Annotated in this window: 18 protein-coding genes and 1 pseudogene; 10 read left to right on the top strand and 9 right to left on the bottom strand. The window is 66.1% G+C overall.

Features of this window, described 5'->3' with window-relative positions:
- Positions 1–7: 7 nt before the first annotated feature.
- Positions 8–1,594 (bottom strand): putative bifunctional diguanylate cyclase/phosphodiesterase, encoded by a 1,587-nt coding sequence (locus tag SFA35_RS12910; protein ID WP_320570915.1) that lies wholly within the window; start codon positions 1,592–1,594, stop codon positions 8–10.
- Positions 1,595–1,758: 164 nt separating this feature from the next.
- Here SFA35_RS12910 and SFA35_RS12905 point away from each other — a divergent pair, with 164 nt between their 5' ends.
- On the top strand, positions 1,759–1,890 hold the full coding sequence (locus SFA35_RS12905; protein WP_320570914.1) for a DUF2256 domain-containing protein: 132 nt from the start codon (positions 1,759–1,761) through the stop codon (positions 1,888–1,890).
- Positions 1,891–1,906: 16 nt separating this feature from the next.
- On the opposite strand, the gene SFA35_RS12900 is transcribed toward SFA35_RS12905, so the two are convergent.
- From SFA35_RS12900 to SFA35_RS12890, 3 genes are read right to left on the bottom strand one after another with little or no spacing between them, the layout of a single operon-like run.
- A complete protein-coding gene (locus SFA35_RS12900) occupies positions 1,907–2,293 on the bottom strand; it encodes a hypothetical protein (protein WP_320570913.1) in 387 nt (128 codons plus the stop codon).
- Positions 2,294–2,320: 27 nt separating this feature from the next.
- A complete protein-coding gene (locus SFA35_RS12895; RefSeq protein WP_320570912.1) occupies positions 2,321–2,668 on the bottom strand; it encodes a hypothetical protein in 348 nt (115 codons plus the stop codon).
- The gene (locus tag SFA35_RS12890; protein WP_320570911.1) at positions 2,665–3,174 is read right to left on the bottom strand and encodes a DUF6516 family protein; all 510 of its coding nucleotides are present in this window, start codon (positions 3,172–3,174) and stop codon (positions 2,665–2,667) included. The genes SFA35_RS12895 and SFA35_RS12890 overlap by 4 nt, the downstream gene beginning before the upstream one ends.
- 88 nt (positions 3,175–3,262) lie before the next feature.
- Here SFA35_RS12890 and SFA35_RS12885 point away from each other — a divergent pair, with 88 nt between their 5' ends.
- The 8 genes from SFA35_RS12885 to SFA35_RS12850 all read left to right on the top strand — a co-directional run bounded on the left by SFA35_RS12885 (position 3,263) and on the right by SFA35_RS12850 (position 13,230).
- The gene (locus tag SFA35_RS12885; protein WP_320570910.1) at positions 3,263–3,646 is read left to right on the top strand and encodes a VOC family protein; all 384 of its coding nucleotides are present in this window, start codon (positions 3,263–3,265) and stop codon (positions 3,644–3,646) included.
- Positions 3,647–3,755: 109 nt separating this feature from the next.
- Complete coding sequence (locus SFA35_RS12880; protein ID WP_320570909.1) at positions 3,756–5,114, top strand: MFS transporter; 1,359 nt, start codon at positions 3,756–3,758, stop codon at positions 5,112–5,114.
- A 115-nt stretch (positions 5,115–5,229) separates the two neighbouring features.
- Complete coding sequence (locus SFA35_RS12875) at positions 5,230–5,994, top strand: alpha/beta hydrolase (protein ID WP_320570908.1); 765 nt, start codon at positions 5,230–5,232, stop codon at positions 5,992–5,994.
- Positions 5,877–6,209, top strand: a complete 333-nt coding sequence (locus tag SFA35_RS12870; RefSeq protein WP_320579000.1) for a prolyl oligopeptidase family serine peptidase — start codon at positions 5,877–5,879, stop codon at positions 6,207–6,209. Before SFA35_RS12875 ends, SFA35_RS12870 begins: the two co-directional genes overlap by 118 nt.
- Before the next feature lie 240 nt (positions 6,210–6,449).
- Positions 6,450–7,463 carry an ABC transporter substrate-binding protein gene (locus tag SFA35_RS12865; protein WP_320570907.1) on the top strand — a complete coding sequence of 338 codons (1,014 nt, stop codon included), beginning with the start codon at positions 6,450–6,452 and terminating at the stop codon, positions 7,461–7,463.
- A 100-nt stretch (positions 7,464–7,563) separates the two neighbouring features.
- Positions 7,564–9,813 (top strand): TonB-dependent receptor, encoded by a 2,250-nt coding sequence (locus SFA35_RS12860; RefSeq protein ID WP_320570906.1) that lies wholly within the window; start codon positions 7,564–7,566, stop codon positions 9,811–9,813.
- A gap of 8 nt (positions 9,814–9,821) precedes the next feature.
- A complete protein-coding gene (locus SFA35_RS12855) occupies positions 9,822–12,599 on the top strand; it encodes a Tat pathway signal sequence domain protein (protein ID WP_320570905.1) in 2,778 nt (925 codons plus the stop codon).
- Positions 12,592–13,230: a DUF6250 domain-containing protein gene (locus SFA35_RS12850; RefSeq protein WP_320570904.1), complete on the top strand. Its 639-nt coding sequence runs from the start codon at positions 12,592–12,594 to the stop codon at positions 13,228–13,230. Before SFA35_RS12855 ends, SFA35_RS12850 begins: the two co-directional genes overlap by 8 nt.
- Here the strand turns inward: SFA35_RS12850 and SFA35_RS12845 are convergent.
- Complete coding sequence (locus tag SFA35_RS12845; RefSeq protein WP_320570903.1) at positions 13,211–14,182, bottom strand: LysR family transcriptional regulator; 972 nt, start codon at positions 14,180–14,182, stop codon at positions 13,211–13,213. The genes SFA35_RS12850 and SFA35_RS12845 overlap by 20 nt on opposite strands.
- A gap of 430 nt (positions 14,183–14,612) precedes the next feature.
- Here SFA35_RS12845 and SFA35_RS12840 point away from each other — a divergent pair.
- Positions 14,613–15,506: pseudogene (locus SFA35_RS12840) on the top strand (pyridoxamine 5'-phosphate oxidase family protein); the annotation flags it as partial.
- A gap of 110 nt (positions 15,507–15,616) precedes the next feature.
- Here the strand turns inward: SFA35_RS12840 and SFA35_RS12835 are convergent.
- From SFA35_RS12835 to SFA35_RS12820, 4 genes are read right to left on the bottom strand one after another with little or no spacing between them, the layout of a single operon-like run.
- Positions 15,617–16,336, bottom strand: a complete 720-nt coding sequence (locus SFA35_RS12835; protein WP_320570902.1) for a GntR family transcriptional regulator — start codon at positions 16,334–16,336, stop codon at positions 15,617–15,619.
- The gene (locus SFA35_RS12830; protein ID WP_320570901.1) at positions 16,333–17,730 is read right to left on the bottom strand and encodes an LLM class flavin-dependent oxidoreductase; all 1,398 of its coding nucleotides are present in this window, start codon (positions 17,728–17,730) and stop codon (positions 16,333–16,335) included. Before SFA35_RS12830 ends, SFA35_RS12835 begins: the two co-directional genes overlap by 4 nt.
- Positions 17,727–18,311 (bottom strand): nicotinamide riboside transporter PnuC, encoded by a 585-nt coding sequence (gene pnuC / locus SFA35_RS12825; protein WP_320570900.1) that lies wholly within the window; start codon positions 18,309–18,311, stop codon positions 17,727–17,729. Before pnuC ends, SFA35_RS12830 begins: the two co-directional genes overlap by 4 nt.
- 13 nt (positions 18,312–18,324) lie before the next feature.
- A complete protein-coding gene (locus tag SFA35_RS12820) occupies positions 18,325–20,436 on the bottom strand; it encodes a TonB-dependent siderophore receptor (RefSeq protein ID WP_320578998.1) in 2,112 nt (703 codons plus the stop codon).
- Positions 20,437–20,505: the final 69 nt, after the last annotated feature.

Below are 20,505 nucleotides of genomic sequence, written 5' to 3'. Positions count from 1 at the left end.
CCTTCCATCAAGCCCTCAGCGGCCCTGCGCCCGGATCGCTGGCCACGAGCGCCGTGACCTGAGCCAGCGGCAGGGCAGCGCCGAACAGAAACCCCTGGGCAAAGTCGCATTCGTGGGTCGCCAGCCAGTTGGCCAACTGTTCATGCTCGACGCCTTCGGCGGTGATCTGCATGCGCAGGCTCTTGCCCAACGCCAGGATGGCGCGGACCATTTCGCTCTGGCTGTCCAGGGAGATGTCGAAGAACGAGCGGTCGATCTTGATCTTGTCGATGGCCAGTTGGGTCAGATGATAGAGGCCTGAATAGCCGGTGCCGAAATCATCCAGGGCCACCGACACGCCAAGGGCGCGCAGGCGCTCCAGGTTCAGCCGGGCACTGCCGACGTTGGCGACCAGGGCGTTTTCGGTTACCTCCACCTCCAGGCGCTCGAGCGGGAAGTTGCCCTTGAGGGCCAACGCCTGCAGCCAATCCGGAAAGTCGACGCTCTCGATCATCGAGGACGACACGTTGACCGCCAGCGTCAGGGCGCGCGGCCACTCCCGGGCCTGGGCGAAGGCCTGCAGCAGCAGGCTTTCGGTCAGCAACTTGATCAGCCCCAGTTGTTCGGTCAGGGCGATGAAGTCCTGGGGCATGACCATGCCGCGTTCGGGGTGCAGCCAGCGGGCCAGCAGCTCGAAGCCCACCAACTGCTGCTCGGGAAGGCTGACGATGGGCTGATAGTAGGGCTGAATCTGCCGCGCCTCGATGGCCTGGCGCAGCTCCTGCTCGAACCGCGCCTGCTCACGTTGCTCCTGCTCGAAGCTGGCCTCGTAGAAATGAAACACGGCGCGGCCGTTGTGCTTGCCGCGGTACATGGCGCTGTCGGCGTGTTGCAACAGGGTTTCGGCGGCGGTTCCATCGACCGGCGATACGGCGATGCCCAGGGTCGCACTGAAGGCAATGCCGGGCAGGCCGGTGACGGCGCCGGCGATTCTGTCCAGCAGTGTTTCGGCCAACGCCGCCAGCTCGGCGCGGCTGAAATCCCCGGTCACCGCCAGGGCAAACTCATCGCCACCCAAGCGCGCCAGGCTGGCCTGCCAGCCAGCGGTCGCGTCACGCAGCATGTCGGCCACCGCGCAGATGGCCGTGTCGCCCGCAGCATGGCCGTGGGTGTCGTTGATGGTCTTGAACTTGTCGAGGTCCAGCAGCATCACTGCGGTGCTGGCCGCCGGTTGCTCCAGGCGCGCGACCAGCTGCTCGTGGAACACGCGGCGGTTGAGCAGGCCGGACAAAGGGTCATGGCGCGCCAGCGAGTCACTGTAGGCCTGGGCCACCACCAGGTTGTTGTAGCTGACGTGCAGGCGACCGACCAGGCGCTTGAGGACGATGAAGGGCACGATCATCGCCAACACCGCGAACCCGGTCGACGTCAGCACGAAACGCCAGCGCTCGGAAACCTCGAAGTCGCCGTCGTAGGGCAGGTCCAGCAGGTGCATGGCCAGCGCTTCAACCTTGAACTCCCAAGCCATGGCCAGCAGGAAGATTGAAAAGATGTAGAAAGCCAGCAAGCCGTAAAGGTTGCTGCGCACCAGTTGCGGGTTACGGATAAAGGGCATGGGCGGCGCACTCGAAAGGCCACTGGCAGTGTGGCCATGCCGTGGTTATCGGTAGCGGCCGGAGAGTCTTGAATCCTGTGTGCAGGCCGACAATCGATGCTGCACGGTGTCTTCAGGCGAGGGATACTGCGCCGTCGCGTTGCGCTGTGGTCTGGAGGGTGAGGGTGAAGAAGAGCGAATTGCCGGTCAAGGACTGCGCCACCTGTGGTCGGCCCTTTGCGTGGCGCAAGAAGTGGGCCCGCTGCTGGGATGAGGTGCGCTACTGCTCGGAGCGCTGCCGGCGGCACAAGCAATGACGGCCAGGGGCGGCTGTCAGAGGGTGGTCAGCAGCTGTTCGAGGCTCTGGTGTTCCCAGGTGCTGAGCAGGGCGATGGGGTCGGTACCAAAGCGGTCGCCGCCGCAGAGCGACCATTGTCTGCCATCGGGTGCGAGGCAATGCTCGCAGTGATGCAGGTGTGCATGCTCGATGTGCAGGGTGATCAGCCAGCCTTCCGAGTCGACGATGAGCGCTGCGCTCAGGCCGGTAGTGGTGGGATGGCTGTCGGATCGCTTGAGGGTTCTGCGTTGGAAAACGACCTCGCGCAGGATCTGCGCGATTTCTCTGGGTGCCAAGGTCATGGCGGCGGAGGGGTTGGGGGTCGAGCGTTCAATGGCTTGCCTTGGGGCGGTGCTGTTGCACGTTGCTGCACGTTGTTGCACGTTGTTGCACGTTGCTGCAATAGAAGGTCAGGGTTTCCTGGCTCTCGCCTTGGCAAGCCGCGCGGCGCCAGGGGAAGCAAGCAACCTGGGTGCATCTGGCTCACCCTTCACGAGTTTGATGATCTTTTCGGGGCGGCTCACCTTCACGCTCGCGCGCTTGTTCCTGAGCATGGCACCTACAGAGGGAACATTCCCGAGGCTGCGGGCCTTTTCAATCGACTTGTCGCGGGCGACGGCAGCCTGCATGTCCTCGCAGGTTTCGAAGCTTTCGGCTTCATAACTGGCCACGATTTCTTCATTGTCGATTTTGCGAGCCAGGGTCCGCATGCGAGCCAGGAAGTCATCTTCGCTTTCAACCTGGTAGATTTTGCTCATTGCCCCTCCTTCGACCTCAGGTAGGTCTGCCACTGCTCTTGAAACAGCTCCATCGTTTTTTCGAATGATTCGAATTCGACGAGCTGGTATTCGCCCATGACATGTCGATGGTGCTCACCATGGGCATTGTCATATCCCAGTACCCTGCCGTTGTCTCCAGAGTACACCCTGGAGTTGATGTAGGCGAAAGAATAGGTCACCAGCTTTCCGGAGCTATCCCAGACCGCCTCGATGCGCAGGTTACCGTTTCCACGTCTTTCCGGCGGGGCATGCCGCTCCGATATCTTGCGGCCGTCCTTGTCCCTTTGAGCCATTCCTTTCGCCATCTGTAGAGCGCCGGTGGATGAGGTATCGAGGCTACCACAAGCTGTTTTGAAGACCCATGACTGCCCCCCCGGCATCTCATGACCCGATGTTTCAAAGAGAAGTTTCTGGGCGGCCCAGCGAGGGCGTCCGGTTGCCGCTGGCGTGTCAAACTGCCCGAGGCGCCGCCGCACGCCCGTCATCAGGGCTTGTTGCGGTCATTGTGGGCCATTAGAGTGGCCGAGCATGGCTACCGCGCCTTCGGGACGCAGCAACCCTGGGGGAAAACCGATGATCGATCACCTGGATCACCTCGTCCTGACCACCTTCGATGTCGACGCCTGCAAGGGCTTCTACACGCAGGTGCTGGGCATGCAACTGGAAACCTTCGGGGAAGGGCGCCTGGCTTTTCGTTTCGGCGAGCAGAAGATCAATGTCCATCTACGCGGGAAGGAGTTCGAACCCAAGGCGCATCTGCCAGTGCCGGGTTCGCTAGACCTGTGCTTCATTGCCAGTTGCCCGCTGGATCAGGTGATCGATCGGCTCGCGGCGCATCGGTGGCCAGTCATCGAGGGACCCGTCAAGCGGACCGGCGCGACGGGCCCCATTCGTTCAGTGTATGTGCGCGACCCGGATCTCAACCTGATCGAGATCTCAGAGCGCCTCGGCCAGTGACCTTCGTCACGCAGCACATCGACTCTCATGAGACGGGGCCCGTGCCGACGTGAATGTAGCGGCCCGCACCCTCCCACCTGCCACGGCCGCTTTCAACAAGACCGTGCCAATGATCATCGGCTGCGCGCTGTTCATGGAACTGCTCGATGGCAGTGCGGTGCTCACGGCCTTGCCGCAGATGGCCAGCGATTTCGGCGAGCCCGGGGTGCGGATGAACCTGGTGGTGTCGCTGTACCTGCTGGCGGTGGCGATGTTCGTCCCGGTCAGCGGCTGGGTGGCCGATCGTTTCGGCCCGCGGCGGGTGTTCATCGGCGCCATCGCCTTGTTCACCCTGGCCTCGGTGGCTTGCGCGGCGGCCGGCTCTTTGGCCCAGCTGTCAGTGGCGCGGGTGGTGCAGGGGGCCTCCGGGGCGCTGATGGTGCCGGTGGGGCAGGTCATCCTGCTGCGCTGGGTGGCGCGGGAAAATCTCATGCGCGCCATGTCCTTTCTGACGGTCGCGGGGCTGCTGGGTTCGGTGCTGGGCCCGCCTTTGGGCGGTCTGCTGGTGACGCTGCTGTCATGGCACTGGATCTTTCTGGTCAATGTGCCGATCGGCCTGCTGGGCATACACCTGGTGCTGCGGCATATCGCCGATTACCCCGCCGAGCGCGGCCAGCCGCTGGACGGGTTGGGGGTGGTCCTCAGTGCGCTGGCGGTGGGCTGCCTGGTGTTCGGCTTCGAGGCCATGGGCCACGGTCTGCTGCCGCAACGCTGGGTATTGATGCTGCTGGCGGTGGGCATCGTCAGCGCGCTGATCTATCGGTTGCACGCGCGGCGCCACTCGCAGCCGCTGATCGATTTCTCGCTGCTGCGGATCTCCTCGTTTGCCGTGACGTTCTGGGGCGGCAACCTGTTTCGCTTCGGCAGCAGCGCCCAGTCGTTCCTGCTGGTGCTGTTGTTTCAGCTGTGCTTTGGCTTGAACGCACTGCAGGCCGGGCTGTTGACCTTCGCCACCGGCGTGGGCGCCTGCCTGATGAAACTCCTGGCGGTGCGCATCGTGCGCCGAGTCGGCTTTCGCCGCAGCTTGATGGTCAACGCAGTCCTGTCGGGCGTGCTGCTGGCGGCCTGCGCCGGGTTCTCGGTGGCCACGCCGCTGTGGATTGTGGTGCCGGTGCTGTTTGCCAGCGGCATGATCAACTCGTTGCAGTTCAGCACCCTGGGTTCGCTGACCTACGCCGATGTACCGCCGCAGCTGTCCAGCCGGGCCAGCAGCCTGTCTTCGATGAGCGTGCTGCTGACCATCAGCGTCTCCGTAGGGGCGGCTGCGGCGCTGTTGGGAGTGATGGTGCAGTGGCGGGGGCAGGCGCAGGTGGACCAGCAGGACATCGCCGCAGTGATGCTGCTGTTCGGGCTGGTCACGGCTTTGTCGGCCCTGCTGTTCCGTGGTCTGGCCCCCGAGGCGGGCGCGCATATCTACCGCGGTCGTTGAGCCTCGGCCATGATTGCGTTGCAATCGGTGAAGTCACCCAGTGCATGCAATGCAATGGTCCGATGCACAGCTGCCGTGCCATGGTAGGGCTTTGTCGACCCTTCACGGAGCCACCATGCCTTGTCCTCTTCGCTGGTTGACCGGCGCCAGCCTGATCATGTCGATCAGCTGCGCGGTGCTGCCGGCTCTGGCCAGCCCATTGACCGACGGGCTGCCTGTAGCCGCTACGGTGAAGCAGGCCGCCGCAGTGCGGGCGCCCTGGCGCGAGCAGGACCCGCGGGTACGCGTGCTCGGCAGCCAGGTCTACTCGAACACTCCAGCCAGCGGACCGCAAACCCTGGACCTGTACCTGCCGCGCCACCCGGCCGGCCGTCGCCCCCTGCTGGTGTACGTGCACGGCGGCGGCTGGTCGCAGGGCGATGCACGCACGGCAGGGGCCTTCGTGGATTTTCCCGAACTGCTCAGGCGTCTGGCGCAACAGGGCTATGCGGTGGCCTCGGTCAATTATCGGTTGAGTCCGGCGGCAACCTTTCCCGCGCCGCTGGACGACATCAAGGACGCCATGGCCTGGCTCCATGACCATGCCCGCCGCTATGGCATCGACCCCGCGCGCACTGCACTGTGGGGCAGCTCGGCGGGCGGCCACCTGGCCGCGCTGGCGGCGCTGAGCCCCGACCGGCGTTATCCGGCGGTCAAAGCGTGGGTCAGCTGGTTTGGTGTGTTCGACCTCGCCGGCTTGCTCGACGACCCCCCCTGCGGCCCATCGCCCAGGCGGCCAAGACCCTGCTGGGCTGCGCCGCGACTGCCTGTACCGCCCAGCAGCTGGCCCTGGCCAGCCCGCAGGCATTGCTGGGCGCCCAGGCGCCGGCGGTGCTGTTGATCCACGGCACGGCGGATCAGGTGGTGCCGTGGCAGCAGTCGGCCAACCTGGCCCGGGCGTTGCGCGAGCAGGGTGCCGAGGTCGAGTTGATGCTGATCCCGAATGTCGGGCACAGCCTGGTGGGCATCAGCCAGGCGCTGACCGAGCAGGCCAATGACGCGGCGCTGGACCGGACCCTGGATTTTCTCGCGCGGCATTTGCAGCCCGATACCTGATGCCTGAAACCCAAAGGGCCGGCATTTAAACCGCTCTGCCGGGATGAATCCATTGCGTTTTCCTCAACGTTTTTTTGTGCATTGCACATAACCGCTGGAACGCTTGCAGCGGCTTGCTTATGCCATTACTGCATAAAAATGGTTGCATTCGGTATTTCGGCTTTGCGCCATCGGTGTGATTAAACGTCGCCATGAAATCTGTCAGGCGTCCTGGCAGCCCTCAGGAGGCGATGAGCCGTCATGGATTTTTTTACCCGCACCGTTGTGGCCTTCAGTCTGGGCCTGGGCCTTGTGCTGGCCCAGCCTGGTCTGTCGATGGCTGCCAGCACCTTGAACATCGGCGTCTCCGATATCAGCACCGGCAACCTCCCGGCCGGTGGCGGGCTGGTGGACGTCATCCGCAACCAGCAGCGCCTGGAAAACGCCTTGGCCGGGCAGGGCGTCCAGGTGCAGTGGCACTTCTTCAAGGGCGCTGCACCGCTGATCAACGAGGCGCTGGCCAGCGGCACCCTGGACATGGCCTACCTGGGCGATCTGGGCGCGCTGGTCGGCCGCGCCGGCGGCCTGGACACCCGGGTGGTGGCCGTGGCCGCCCGTGGCGTGAGCCACTACCTGGCGGTGCCGCCCGGTTCCGACATTCACACCATGGCAGACCTCAAGGGCCGGACAGTGGGGCTGCTGCGCGGCACCGCAGCGCAATTGTCGTTCATCGGCGCGCTGCAGACCGCCGGCCTGCGCGAGCGCGACGTCAAGGTGATCAACCTCGACTTCGCGGCCGCCAGCGCCGCCCTGGCCGCCCGGCAGATCGACGCCACCTGGGGCGGCGCGGGCGAACTGGCCCTGCGTGACCGCGGTCAGGCGCAGATCGCCGTCTCGACCCGCGCGCTTGGCGGCGCGGGCGAGCTGGCCGGGCTGGTCGTGGTGTCCGGGCGCTTGCTCACCGAACACCCCGACTGGGTCCAAGCCATCGTCCAGGTGCAACGCGACGCCGCCACCTGGGCCAGCGCGCCCGAGCACTACGACGCCTACCTGACCCTGCTGGCCACCCAGGCGGCGTACCCGGTCGCCTTGCTCAAGGAGGATCTGCAGGGCGCACCGCCGTTGGCGCAACTGCTGTCGCCGCAGCTGGACCCGGCCTTCGTCAGCCACCTGGCGCAGGCGGCGGCCCAGGCCAAGACGGCGGGGCTGATCCGTGGCGACGTGGCGATCGACGCCTGGCTCGCGCCGCAACTGCTGCAGGCCAGCACGCCTTGAAGCCACGGTTGATCCGTTCCCGCCCCCTCAACCCTTGCACCTGACCCCGCCGCCAGCCTCGCGCTGAAGGCCAGCCCGCACTCGTCCGTTGGAATGAATGATGAAACGACACACCCCCCATAAGTACTTCACCCTGATGACGGGCGTCGCGTTGGGCCATGCCCTGATCATGGCGCCAGCCCCGGCCCTGGCCCAGGAGGACACGCGCCTGGACACCGTCCAGGTCAACGGCACCGCGCCGCAGGGCGACCCGCAGCAGCCACCGGCCTCGACCCAGAAGCTCTCCGGCAAGACCCTGGAACAGCAGCGCATCTATCGCCTGCAAGACCTGCAGCAAGTGGCGTCCGGGCTGGACGTGGCCAACGTCAGCGCCTTCGACACGCGCCTGACCTTGCGCGGGGTCGGTGACGGCGGCGGCAGCGAGATCAACATCGGCATGCCCAGCAGCGTCGGCCTGTTTCTCGACAACGTCTACCTGAGCCGCCCGGGCATGCTCTCCAACGATCTGCTGGACATCGAAAGCGCCGAGGTGCTGAGCGGCCCCCAAGGCACGCTCAAGGGGTTCAATACCACGGCCGGCGCCATCGACATCCACAGCCGCCAGCCCACGTTCACGCCCCAGGGGTCGATTCGCCAGTCGTTCGGCCAACGCGGCTACACCCAGACCCAGGCGATGTTCTCCGGGCCATTGACCGACACCCTGGCCGGGCGGATCAACCTCTCCCATACCGAAACCGGCGGCTTCGTGCGCAACCAATACACCGGCCACGAGCTGGGTGGCAGCATCCAGGACGGCGTACGCGCCCAGCTGCTGTGGCAGCCCACGGACGATTTCAGCCTGCGCTTGATTGCCGATGCCAACGAGGCCACCACCGAGCCGGTGCAGGTCCTCGACGCGGCCCATGCGATCAACGGCACGGTGCCGTACCTGGCCCGTACCAGCCTGATCGGCGCGCACGTGGTGGGCGGCGGCGATAGGGTCAACACCGACGCCGAGAACACCTCCTACGTGCGCCAGGGCGGCCTGTCCGCCGAAGCCAACTGGGGCCTGGCCGACGGCTATAACCTGCGCTCGGTCACGGCCTACCGGTATTTCGGCTTCCAGCCCAACGCCACCGATGCCCTGGATGTGCCCTTGTATTCGGGCAGCGGCGCCGACGTCTGGGACCGCGTGTGGTCCCAGGACCTGCGCCTGGACTCGCCCAAGGGCGACCTGTTCGACTACTCCCTGGGCGCCAGCTACTGGGGTGAGAACCTCGACACCCTGGCCCACGACTACTACGCTGCCGGCAACCAGACCACGCAGTATTACGGCTCGACGGTCAACACCGGCAGGGAAGTGCGCCGCTGGGGGCAGATCAACGATTCGATCTTCTCGCTGTACGCCCAGGGCACGCTGCACGTCAGCGACAAGTTCGACATCACTGCCGGGGTGCGCGACAGCTACGAGAAAAAATCCGGCTCGTTTCGCCGAGTCAACAAGAACGACTTCGACTCCGGCGAACTCAACCAGTACGAGCAGCTGCCAGCCGGCATGCTCAACCTGGCCTACTACTTCACGCCCACCTTGCAGGGTTACCTGACCCTGGCCTACGGCGAGAAATCCGGCGGCATGAACGTGTCGTCCGGGGCCGCCAGCAAGGCCGGCTACGACAGCCTGCTGATCGACCCGGAAAGCACCCGGGGCGGCGAGCTGGGGCTCAAGAGCCAGTGGCTGGACAACCGCATCCATTTCGACGCCGCGCTGTTCTGGTCCGAAATCCGCGACTTCCAGACCACCGCTTACGACCCGGCCAGCCTCAGCAGCTACCTGATCAACGCTGGAACCATGCGCTCGCGCGGCCTGCAAAGCACCTTGAGCCTGACCCCGCTGGACGGCTGGACCGTCAACCTCAACGGCACGCTGCTGGACAACAAGTACCTGGACTTCAAGAACGCCACCTGCCCCGCGGAAGTGTCCCTGGCCCCGGGCGCGCCGGCCACCTGCAACCTCAGCGGCGAGCGGGTGTTTCGCTCGCCCAAGGTCACCTACAACCTGACCAGCCGCTATGAGTGGCAGACCTTCGACGCCTTGCAGGCGTTCGTCTCCGGACGCTATGCGTATCGCAGCTGGGCCTATGGCACGGTGGACGACTCGCAGTTCACCCGTATTCCCGGCTACGGCCTGCTGAGCCTGTCCACCGGCCTGAGCGGCAAGTACGGCGACGGCCGCTGGAACGCCTCGCTGTGGGCCAACAACGTGGCCAACAAGCGCTACTACCAGGCGATGACTGTGGGCGACTACGGCTCGGCATTCGGTGTGCTCGGTGATCCGCGCACCCTCGGCGTGACCCTCGGCTACGACTTCTAGGACCTTCGATGACAGACTTTCATTTCGACCGGCGCGGCTTTCTGCGCGCCAGTGCCATCCTCGCCGGCGCCAGCCCGTTTATCACCCGCGCCGAGGCGGCCGGCAGCGCGCCCGGCGGTGTGCTCCAGGCCCCGCTGGGCTGGCTCGGCGGCCAGCCACCGCGCGCATCCGCCGGCGTCACCTGGGGCACGCCCTGGCCGCGCGGCCAGGTTGCTGCGGGCAGTCGCTTCGAGCTGCACGGCGCAGGCGGCGTGACCCCGGCCTTGCAGAGCTGGCCGCTGGCCTACTGGCCCGACGGCAGCCTGAAGTGGACCGCCCACGCCCTCGGGCCCCAGGCCCAGGTGGCCAGCGCCTACCAGCTCAAGCCCGTGGCCGGCGCCGACACAGTCGGGGCCGGGGCCGGGGCGGGCTGGGTCAGCGAGAGCGCGCAGCAGATTCGCATCGACACCGGCCTGCTGCAGTGCGTGATTGCGCGCCAGGGCAGCCAGCTACTACAGACCGTCAGCCGCCAGGGCCGCGAGACCCTGCGCAACGGCCAGCTGGTGTTGCAGGTGCGCAGCGACCCGGACCAGCCGGGCGGCGAGGTGCGCGAATATCGCAGCGCCATCCAGCGCGTGGTGGTGGAGCAGGCCGGGCCCGTGCGCGCCGTCATCGCCGTACACGGCCAGCACCAGCGGGTGGGCGCCGGCGACAGCCTGTTGCCGTTCGTGGTGCGGCTGTACTTCTATCAAGGCAGCGATGCGCTGAAGCTGATGCACACCCTGGTGTTCGACGCCGACGAAAACCGTGACTTCATCAGTGCCGTGGGCCTGCGTTTCGACACCCCGCTGGACGCCCCGCTGCATGATCGCCACGTGCGTTTCGTGGGCGCCGACGGTGGCGTTTTTGCCGAGGCCGTGCGCGGCTTGACCGGCCTGCGCCGCAACCCGGGCGATGCGGTGCTCCAGGCGCAGGTCGAAGGGCGCAGCACGGGCCCTGTGGCAGGCTTCGCCCCGCAGGTCGCCCAGCGCCTGCAGTACATTGCGGCCTTCGGCAGCTACCGCCTGCTGCAGGCGCACCCCGACGGCTACCAGATCAGCAAGCGCACCGCCGCCGGCCACAGCTGGCTGCACAGCGCCACCGGCCACCGCGCGGCCGGCGTCGGCTACCTCGGTTCACCCCAGGGCGGCGTGGTGTTCGGCGTGCGCAACTTCTGGCAGAGCTATCCGGCCCAGCTGGACATCAGCGCCGCGCACACCGAGCTCGCCCAGGTCACCCTGTGGCTGTGGGCGCCCCAGGCCGCGCCCATGGACCTGCGGCACTATCACGACGGCCTGGGTGAAGACAGCTTCAGCCAACAGCGCGAAGCCCTGGACATCACCTACGAGGACTACGAACCGGGCTTTGCCACCCCGCTGGGCGTGGCCCGCACCAGCGAGCTGCACCTGCAGTTCGTCGCCGCCACGCCCTCGGCCCAGGCCCTGCAAGGCATCGCCCAACGCATCCAGGAGCCGCCGCTGCTGACGGCGCCGCCGGCCTGGCTGCATCGCGCCGGGGTGTTCGGCCCCGACTGGGCCCCGGTGGTCGATGGCGGTGCCCGGCACAATGAGATCGAGGCACAGCTGGCCTGGTATTTCGATTTCTATCGCGATGAAGTCGAACAGCGCAAATGGTACGGCTTCTGGGACTACGGCGACGTCATGCACACCTACGACGAGCACCGTCACGTGTGGCGCTACGACGTCGGCGGCTATGCCTGGGACAACTCCGAGCTGAGCACCGACCTGTGGCTGTGGTACTACTTCCTGCGCACCGGGCGCCAGGATGTGTTTCGCATGGCGGAGGCCATGACTCGCCACACCGGCGAAGTCGACGTGCACCACATCGGCCGTTTCGCCCCGTTGGGCTCGCGGCACAACGTGCAGCACTGGGGCGACAGCGCCAAGCAGCTGCGCATCTCCACTGCGGCCAACCGGCGCTTTCTATACTACCTGACCGCCGACGAACGCGTCGGCGACCTGTTGCACGAGCAGGTCGAAGCGCTGCGCACCCTGCGCGACGTCGTACCGGGGCGCAAGGTCGGCCAACAGCGCGACCCGCGTGACGGTTACGCCAGCATCAGCTTCGGCACCGACTGGGGGGCCATTGCCGCCGCCTGGCTGACCGACTGGGAACGCAGTGGCGACCCGGCCATCGCCCAGCGCCTGCGCAACAGCATGGAGACCATCGCCGCCCAGCCCCATGGCTTTTTCACTGGCGTGGCAGCCATGCAGCTGGACACCGGGCGCTTCGACATCGACCGCAGCGGCAAGCTGACGGTGTCGCACCTCTCGGCGGTGTTCGGGCTGGTGGAGATCTGCAGTGAGCTGCTCGACCTGCTGCCTTCGGCCAGCTTCGAGCGCGCCTGGCTGGACTATTGCCGGCTCTACAACGCCTCCCCGGACGAGCACCAGCGCAGCCTTGGCGAGCCACTGCCCAACCTCAACCTGGCCCAGGGCCACGCGCGCCTGACCGCCTACGCCGGCTACCGCCTCAAGGACCCGGGGCTGCAGGCCCGCGCCTGGAAGGAGTTCTTCGCCGGCTCCGGTGGCATCCCCCAGCCCAACCGGCGCTTCAAGCGCATCGAGCCGCCGGCCTACCTGTACCCGCTGAACGAGCCGGACGCGGTGTCCAATATCGACGCCCATTCCGACCGCCAGGCTGGCGACAACCTGTCGACCAACGCCGTGGCGCAATGGGGGCTGACGGCTATCGCGCTGCTGGCGCTGGACAACAGCCTGCTGGATTCGGGGGCTGGCCATGACTGATTCGAGGCTGCCGGCCGGCCAGGGCGCACTGCTGGCCGAGGATGATTTTCAAGGGTTCGACCCGTCCCGATGGCGGGTGGAAACCGAGCGCCCGCAGACCTCCGGTGTGTACGTCGAGCAAGGCCGGCTGATCATGGACACCGCCGCCGGCATGACCCTGTGGTTCAACCGGGTGCTGGACGGCGCCTACCGCATCGAGTTCCTGCGCCAGGTACTGGTGGCCGGGCAGGCCAATGATCGGCTGTCGGACATGAACCTGTTCTGGGGCGCCCACGACGGCCCTGGCGGCCAACTGCGCGGGCGTGATGGCGTGCTCGGGTCCTACGATTCGCTGGCCACCTGGTACGTCGGCATGGGCGGCAACGACAACAGCACCACGCGCTTTCGCCACTACGACGGCAGCGGCGCGCGGCACCTGCTCGGCGAGCGCCTGGATGCCGCGCACCTGTTGCAGGCCGGGCGCATCTACCGCATCCGCGTCGAGGTCACGGCGCGACGCAGCGCCTACTGGGTGGACGGCGAGCAGGTCTTCGAGCAGCCGTTGCACGGTTTGCCGCCGGCCGGCTACTTCGGTTTTCGCTCGGTGTGGTCACGCCAGGCCATCAGCCGTTTCAGTGTGCAAGCCCTATAAGCAGGTGCTCGGCCCGCTCGCCCTGGGGTGAACGGGCCTCCAGCGCCTGCATGGCGGTGTCCGCTTCGTGGAAGGCGTCGATCAGGCCCTGGGCCAGGAACGACAACTTGTAGCCGGCGCGGCTGACGATGCCGTAGTGGGTGAAGAACTCCGGCGCCTGTGGGTCCAGGCCTTGCACATCGAGGAGCTTGAGGCCCTGTTGCAGGTAGGGGTTGTTGCGGCTGACGTTGGTGGTGCCGATGGCGTCCGAATGCTGGATCACGCTGATCAGGCTGTAGCCGTTGTCGCACTCGATACTGGTTTGAAAGTCCGGTCGGCCGCTGAGCTCAACCAATGCCTTGCGCAGGTTGGGCGGGCGCACGGTGCCGGCCAGCGGGTAACTGAACAGCTGCTCCACGCTGACCTGGTCATAGGCTGCCAGCGGGTGCTCGGCCCGGCAGCAGAAGCCCCAGCGGTGCTGGCTGAGCAGCTGCACGCGGTAGTCGGGGTCATGCTCGAAATTGCGCGCGTCGGCGACGAAGAACTCGCATTCCTCGGCCAGCAGCCGTTGCCCCAGCGCCTGCCAGTTGTCGACGTGAAAGCGCAGCCGCACCTTGGGCAGCCGCCGGGTGAACAGCCCCAGCGCCTGGGGCATCAGCCAGGCCGCCGGTGCCGGGCCGCAGCCGAACGACAACTCACCGGCCTCGTGTTCGTTGAACTGGCGCACCGAATTGATCAGGTCATGGGCGTTGCCGATCATCAACCGCGCGTGTTCCAGCACGATCAGGCCCTTCTTGGTCGGCGCCAGGTTGCGCGTGCGGTCCAGCAGGCGGGTGCCGAAGCTCTGTTCCAGCGCCTGGATGCTGCGGCTGAAGGCCGAGGGCGAGAGGTTGACCGATTGAGCCGCGAGGCCGAAGTTGCGAAATTCCACCAAAGCGATGAAGTGGCGCAGTTGACGCAGGTCCAGGTGCATGGGGCGGGGTTCCGTGAGTGGGGCAGGGCTGTAATGTGCCTCGCCGCGCTGCGGTTTAAAAAGAATCAAATACCCGCAGGAACTATGCTTTTGGCATATGGCCGCCGGACTTTGCGCGTCCTGAAGCGACTGTACATTCGACATGACTCATCTATAGTTTTGCCTGGGTCGAGGTGCGCTGATCGTTGCGGTCGTCGCTGCTCCATCGGGTGGCCCACGCCTTCGAGCAGAACCCGCGCATCCCCTTCATCAGTCCTGATGGCCAACCCCTGCTGGGAATGAAGAAGTTCATCGAGGCAGACCCGAGGGCCGAGCATCGCGCCGCTGCCTGGCCTGGTGCCCCTGCAGCCCAGGGCCGCACGACTGCTGAACACTGATGAACCCACCATCCACCGCCTGCTTCACCGCTGGCCCTGCAAAGGAACACGCCGTGGACACTCTGCCCAAACACTCCCCGTGGCACGCCGGTGAGAAAATGCTTCAGCAACTGCACAATGTCTCGGAGCAGATGGAGGTGATCGGGCGAAAAGTCATTCGCGACGCTATACCCGACCAACACCGGGCGTTCTACCAGCAGTTGCCCTTCATGATCGTCGGTGCCGTGGACCGACAGAACCGGCCTTGGGCCACGTTGCTCGAGGGCCCGGAGGGATTTGTCAGCTCACCGGACCCTGGGCGATTGCTGCTCGATGCACGACCCGACGGCCAGGATCCCGCCCTTGAGGGGCTGCAGCCGGGCCAGGCCGTCGGTTTGCTGGGAATCGAGCTGCACACAAGGCGGCGTAATCGCATCAACGGCGTGATTGCGCAGGTTTCCTCCCTGGGGCTCGAGGTCAGGGTCGAGCAGTCCTATGGGAACTGCCCCAGGTACATACAGGTCAGGACCTGGCAACGTGTCGCCCCGCTGCAGACGCCGGGGCCGCGCGAAGACTGCACTGCGTTGTCCGAACGCGCGGCCGCGCTGATTCGCGCGTCTGACACGTTTTTTGTCGCCAGTTACTTCGACCATGATCCGCCGCATCGCTCGGTGGACGTGTCCCATCGGGGAGGGCCGCCCGGCTTCGTCAGAGTCGAAGGCAACCGCCTGATCGTTCCTGACTACGCCGGCAATCTGTTCTTCAATACCTTGGGCAATCTGAAAATCAATGGCCGCGCCGGGTTGTTGTTTGTCGACTTCAGCAACGGAGACATGCTGCACCTCTGCGGGCGTACCCAGGTAATCCTGGATAGCGTCATGATCGAGGCATTCGACGGTGCCGAACGGTTGTGGACCCTCGATGTCGAGCATGTAGTGCTGCGCCCGGGTGCACTGTCGTTGCGCTGGCAGCGGCCCGGCTAGAAGTCGACCTGCCCAGTCGGCCATCCGCAGAAAACATTTTTTACCGCAGGAGGGCGTCGGGTCTGCAGCGGCCAGCAAAAACCCGTCCATCCCACTTAGCCATTGATCGCCATCACCACCTGCACTGCATCCGCGCGCCAGTGCTCCTGATCGTACTCCACCGCCAGGCCGCTCTCGTCGAAGCACAGCCGTTGCAGATAAAGACCGCTGGAGCCCTCGGCGATGTCGAGCCATTCGCTTTGCTGCTCGTCGAGCAGCAAGGGTTTGAGGCTGATCTGGCTGTGGGCCAGGCGGCGGTCGTAGCGTTCCCGCAGCAGGGTGGTCAGCGAACCCTCGAGGGGCTGGCCGAGCAGGCCGGGGCAGCCGCTGGCGCGCAGCACGTTGTTTTCCAATAGCACCGGCACGCCATCCACCCAGCGCCGGCGCTGCAGCCAATACACCGGTTCATCGGCAGCCAGTTGCATCTTCGCCGCCAGCCACGGCCCGGCCGCACGGTATTCGGCGACCAGGCATTCAGTACGCGGCACGCGGCCCTGGGCGGTGACGTAGTCCATGAAACTGGTGGTGCGGCTGGGGTCGTAGTGCACCGCCAGCGGCGACACGAACCAGCCGCGGCGCGGCCCTCGGTACAGGCCGCCCTGGGCTTCGAGCCGCTGCAGGGCCTGGCGCAGGGTCACGCGGGTGCAGCCGAAATGCTCGGCCATCTCGCGTTCCGGGGCGAGCCGCTCGCCGCGTTGCAGGCGGCCTTCGTCGAGGTCGGCCTGCAGTTGCTCGCTGATGCGCAGGTAGTGGGGCAGCGACGCTTTGCTGATCATTCTCGGCCTGTGAGTGCGTGCAAACGGCGTCGATGATCGGCGCCGGGATGGGTTTGTGCAACCCGCGCGTTGCCTGGGCCCGCGAAATACTCGCGCAGTGTCGCGCCCTCGTAGGCGCGCCATACCCGGCCGCGCCGCTGCAGTTCGGGGACCACATGCGCGACAAAGTCCACCAGGGTCACGCCCGGCAATGGGTCGGCAATGTTGAAGCCGTCCAGGTCGGCGACGCTCATCCAGCGTTCCAGTTCATCCGCGACGGTGGTCGGTGAGCCGACGATGACCGGGCCGCCGCCACCGATGGCGACGAATTCGGCGATCGCTCGAGGGGTCCAGGTGCGTGTCGGATCGAGCCGCGTGAACACCTCCAGGAGCCCGCGAATGCCCGGGGTTTCGGCGTAGGCCAGCGGCTGGTCGAGGTCGAGTGCGGCAAAGTCGATGCCCAGCAACGCGCTGTAGCGGGCCAGGCTGCCCTCGGTGCTGGCATAGCCCTGCAGATCGCTGTAGCGCGCTTGCGCCTCGGCATCGGTGGCCGCGCAGATCACCGTGACGATATTGAAGATTTTCAGCGCGTCGCCCGGCCGCCCGCCAGCCTGCGCCTGGGCGCGCAGGTCGTCGACCAGGCCACGGGTGATGAGCGGGTCGTAGGTGGACAGGAAAACGCCTTCGGCATGGCGCGCGGCGAACGCCCGGCCGGTGCCCGAACTGCCGGCCTGGAACAGCACCGGCGTGCGCTGCGGCGAGGGCTCGCACAAGGCGATGTCCTCGACCTTGAAGTAGTGCCCGCGGTGCGCCACCGGGTGCACTCGGGCGGGGTCGACGAACACGCCGCTGGCCCGGTCCATCACCACGGCGTCGTCCGCCCAGCTGCCTTCCCAGAGCCCGTAGACCACCTGCATGAATTCTTCGGCGCGCTCATAGCGCTGGCCGTGGGACAGCGGCGCGTCCAGCCCCAGGTTGCGGGCCGCGCTGTCCAGCGCCGAGGTGACGATGTTCCAGCCGACCCGACCTTCACTTAGATGGTCCAGGGTGCTGAACTTGCGTGCCAGGGCATAGGGCTGCTCGTAGGTGGTCGACACCGTGATGGCGAAGCCCAGATGGCGGGTGGCCGCCGCCATGGCGCTGACCAGCAGCAGAGGATCGCCACAGGGGCTCTGGATACCGTCGCGCAGCGCCGCATCGACGCGGCCCTGGTAGACATCCAGCGGCCCCAGGGCATCAGCGATGAACAGCGCATCGAAGCAGCCCCGTTCCAGCGTACGCGCCGTGTCGGTCCAGTGCTGCAGGGTGCGGTAAAGGTGGGCCTGGCTCAGTGGGTGGCGCCACAGGCCCATGGCGGTATGGCCCACGGTGTTCTGCCGCAGGCCATTGAGGCGCATGCGCCGGGGCTGGCTCATGAGGCCACCGCCGCCGCAGCATTATCGCCTGGCAGGTCGCGTCGCCAGGCACGCAGGCCATAGACCGCGAGCAGGATGAAGCCCGCGTAGAGCACGGCGGTCAGCGGTAGTGCCTTGTAGTAGTACAGGCCGCTGTAGATGGCATCGAGGACGATCCACAGCCACCAGCTGGCGATGAATTTGCGTGCCGCCCAGTAGCTGGCCACCAGGCTGAAGCCGGTCAGGCTGGCGTCCAGCCAGGGCAGCGAGGCGTCGGTGAAGTGCGCCATGGCGGCGCCCAGCAGCACCGATATCAGCGCACCCAAGGCCAGGCTGACCAGCGCCAGGCGCGTCGACAGGCGTTCAATGCGGACCTTGCCTTGGTCCATGCGCCCGGTCTGCCAGCGCCACCAGCCGTAGCCTTGCAGGAAGGCAAACACAACCTGCAGGAGCATGTCGGAGTAGAGCTTCACGTCATAGAAGATCCACACGTACAGCAGCACCGCCACCACGCTGACCGGCCAGCACCAGGGCGTGCGCCGCGCGGTCAGCCAGACACCCAGGACGTTGACCAGCACAGCGATGATTTCGAGAGGGGACATAGGGCAGATTCCTTCAGAAGTTGACGGTGGCCGACAGCCGCGCAGTGCGTGGGGCGCCGAGGAAAAGGTAACCATCGCCGACGAACTCGCCGACGTCACGCCAGTAGCGCTTGTCGAACAGGTTGTCGACCATCAGGTGGAACACCGTGTCGTAGCCGTCGATACGCGTGCTATAGCGCGCACCACCGTTGAACACCGCATAGTCGTCGACCTTGACGCTGGCCGTGCGATCGGCATATTTGGCGCCGCTGTACTGCATGCCGCCCAGCAGTGACAGGCCGTCGAGGCCGGGCACACTGTAATCGGTCGAGAGGCTGGCGCGCAGCTTGGGCACGTTGATCGACTGATGGCCCTCATAGGCTTCGGTGCCGCTGCCGGTGACCCGCGCGCGGATGGCGGCAACGCTGGCAGACACCTGCAGGCGATCGCTGGCGCGGCCATTGGCGGTGAGCTCCAGACCGACGTTCTTCTGCTGGCCTTGCTGCACGAAGGTGCTGCTGCCGTCGTCGTTGGGGCGCGAATACTGGTAGCCCTGGGTGATCTGGAACAACGCGGCGCCCAGGCTCAGGCGCTGCCAGTCTTGCTTGATGCCGATTTCCACCTGCCGGGAAACGGTCGGCGGCAGGGTCTGGTCGGCGTTGGTGGTATACCAGGCCGCGGCGCTGCCCAGGGACAGGCCTTTGCTGTAGCGAGCGTACAGCGACAGGTCTTCGCGTGGCTTGTAGAGCACGGCCAGGTTGGGCAGAAACTGCCACAGTTGAGTGTGGCGGGCGATATCGCCGTCGCTGTCGTAAGATTTCTCGTCCAGGCGCACTTCGCGGCCGCCCAGCAGCAACTGCCACTGCTCGTTCAGGTGCACGCGGTCGTTGATGAACAGCCCGTACTGGCGGCTGTCGAGGTTGCGGTAGGTGTGGTTGAGCGCGCCGTCATAGGGGGCGAAGGTGTCCGGGGTCGCGTCGATATTGCCTTCGCCCAGGTATTGGTTGATCGCTTCGCGTTTGTCGACGGTGCGGCGGAACGCGCTCACGCCCAGGTCCAGCTCATGGCGCAGCGCGCCGGTGAACAACTCGCCCGACACTGCCGCCTCGGCTTCGTCGGTACGGCGCGTGTCGTCGGGGCTGCGGAAGTCGTAGATGTCGTAGTCACCCTCGCTGCTGAAGTAGTTGGGCACGGCGGAATTGGCGCAGCTGGGGGCGCCGTAGCAGGCCCAGGGGAAGGCGCTGTAGTCGTCGATCACCACGCGGCTGCGGGACAGGCTCAGGCGTGCGCTCCAGTCGTCGGTGAGGCGATAGTCATAGCGACCGCTCATGTTCAGCGAATCGATACCCACCGGGTTGGACCAGCTCTGGTAGCCCAGCAGGTCGTGGGGGTCGGCGTGATGGGGCAGCGAGGTGCCACCGAGCAGCTGATAGCCGGGCACCGAGCGCTGTTCGCGGCTCTGGTACTCGATGTCCAGTTGCAGGGTCGAGCGCGGATCGATGTTCCAGTCGACCGCCAGCGAGGCGAAGTCGCGTTTGCCGTCGGCGTGGTCGACATAGGAGCGCAGGTCTTCGTGGGCGAAGTTGGCGCGTACACCCACTTGCTGCTCGCTGCCCAACCAGGTGCCCAGGTCGGTGGCCAGGTAGCGCCCCCCTTGCTCGTCGGTGCCGGCGGTGACCGAGCGCACCTCCTTGGGCCGCTTGGTCACGTAATTGACCACGCCACCGGGTTCGCTGACGCCGCTTTGCAGACCGGCCAGGCCCTTGAGCACTTCGACCTGCTCCTTGTTTTCCAGGGCGATGTTCTGCTCGCCGGTGACGGTACGGCCGTTGATCTTGTAGCTGGTCGCGGCATTGAGGGAAAAGCCACGGATGACGAAATTCTCGTAGTAGCCCACCGGCGCGTAGCTGTCACCGACCGAGGCATCGTTGCGCAGCACTTCGCTGAGCAGACGGGCCTGTTGATCCTGCAACAGCTGGCGGTTGAACACCGATATCGCCGCCGGGGTGTCGATCAGTGCCGCCGGCTTGCCACCACCGACGGCCGCCTGGGTAGCGCGGTAACTGTCTGACGGCTCGCCCGTCACGGTGATGGCGCTCAGGGTAGTGGTGTCGTCGGCGAAGACCCAGGGCGAGAGCAGGCTCATGCTCGCCAGCAGGGCCTGGGTCGGGAAGGGAAGACGATGAATCATTGCAGCTCCTTGCATGACAAAGGG

The organism is Pseudomonas sp. HR96, from assembly GCF_034059295.1.
Lineage (GTDB): Bacteria > Pseudomonadota > Gammaproteobacteria > Pseudomonadales > Pseudomonadaceae > Aquipseudomonas.
This window is presented reverse-complemented; position numbering and strand designations above follow the sequence as displayed.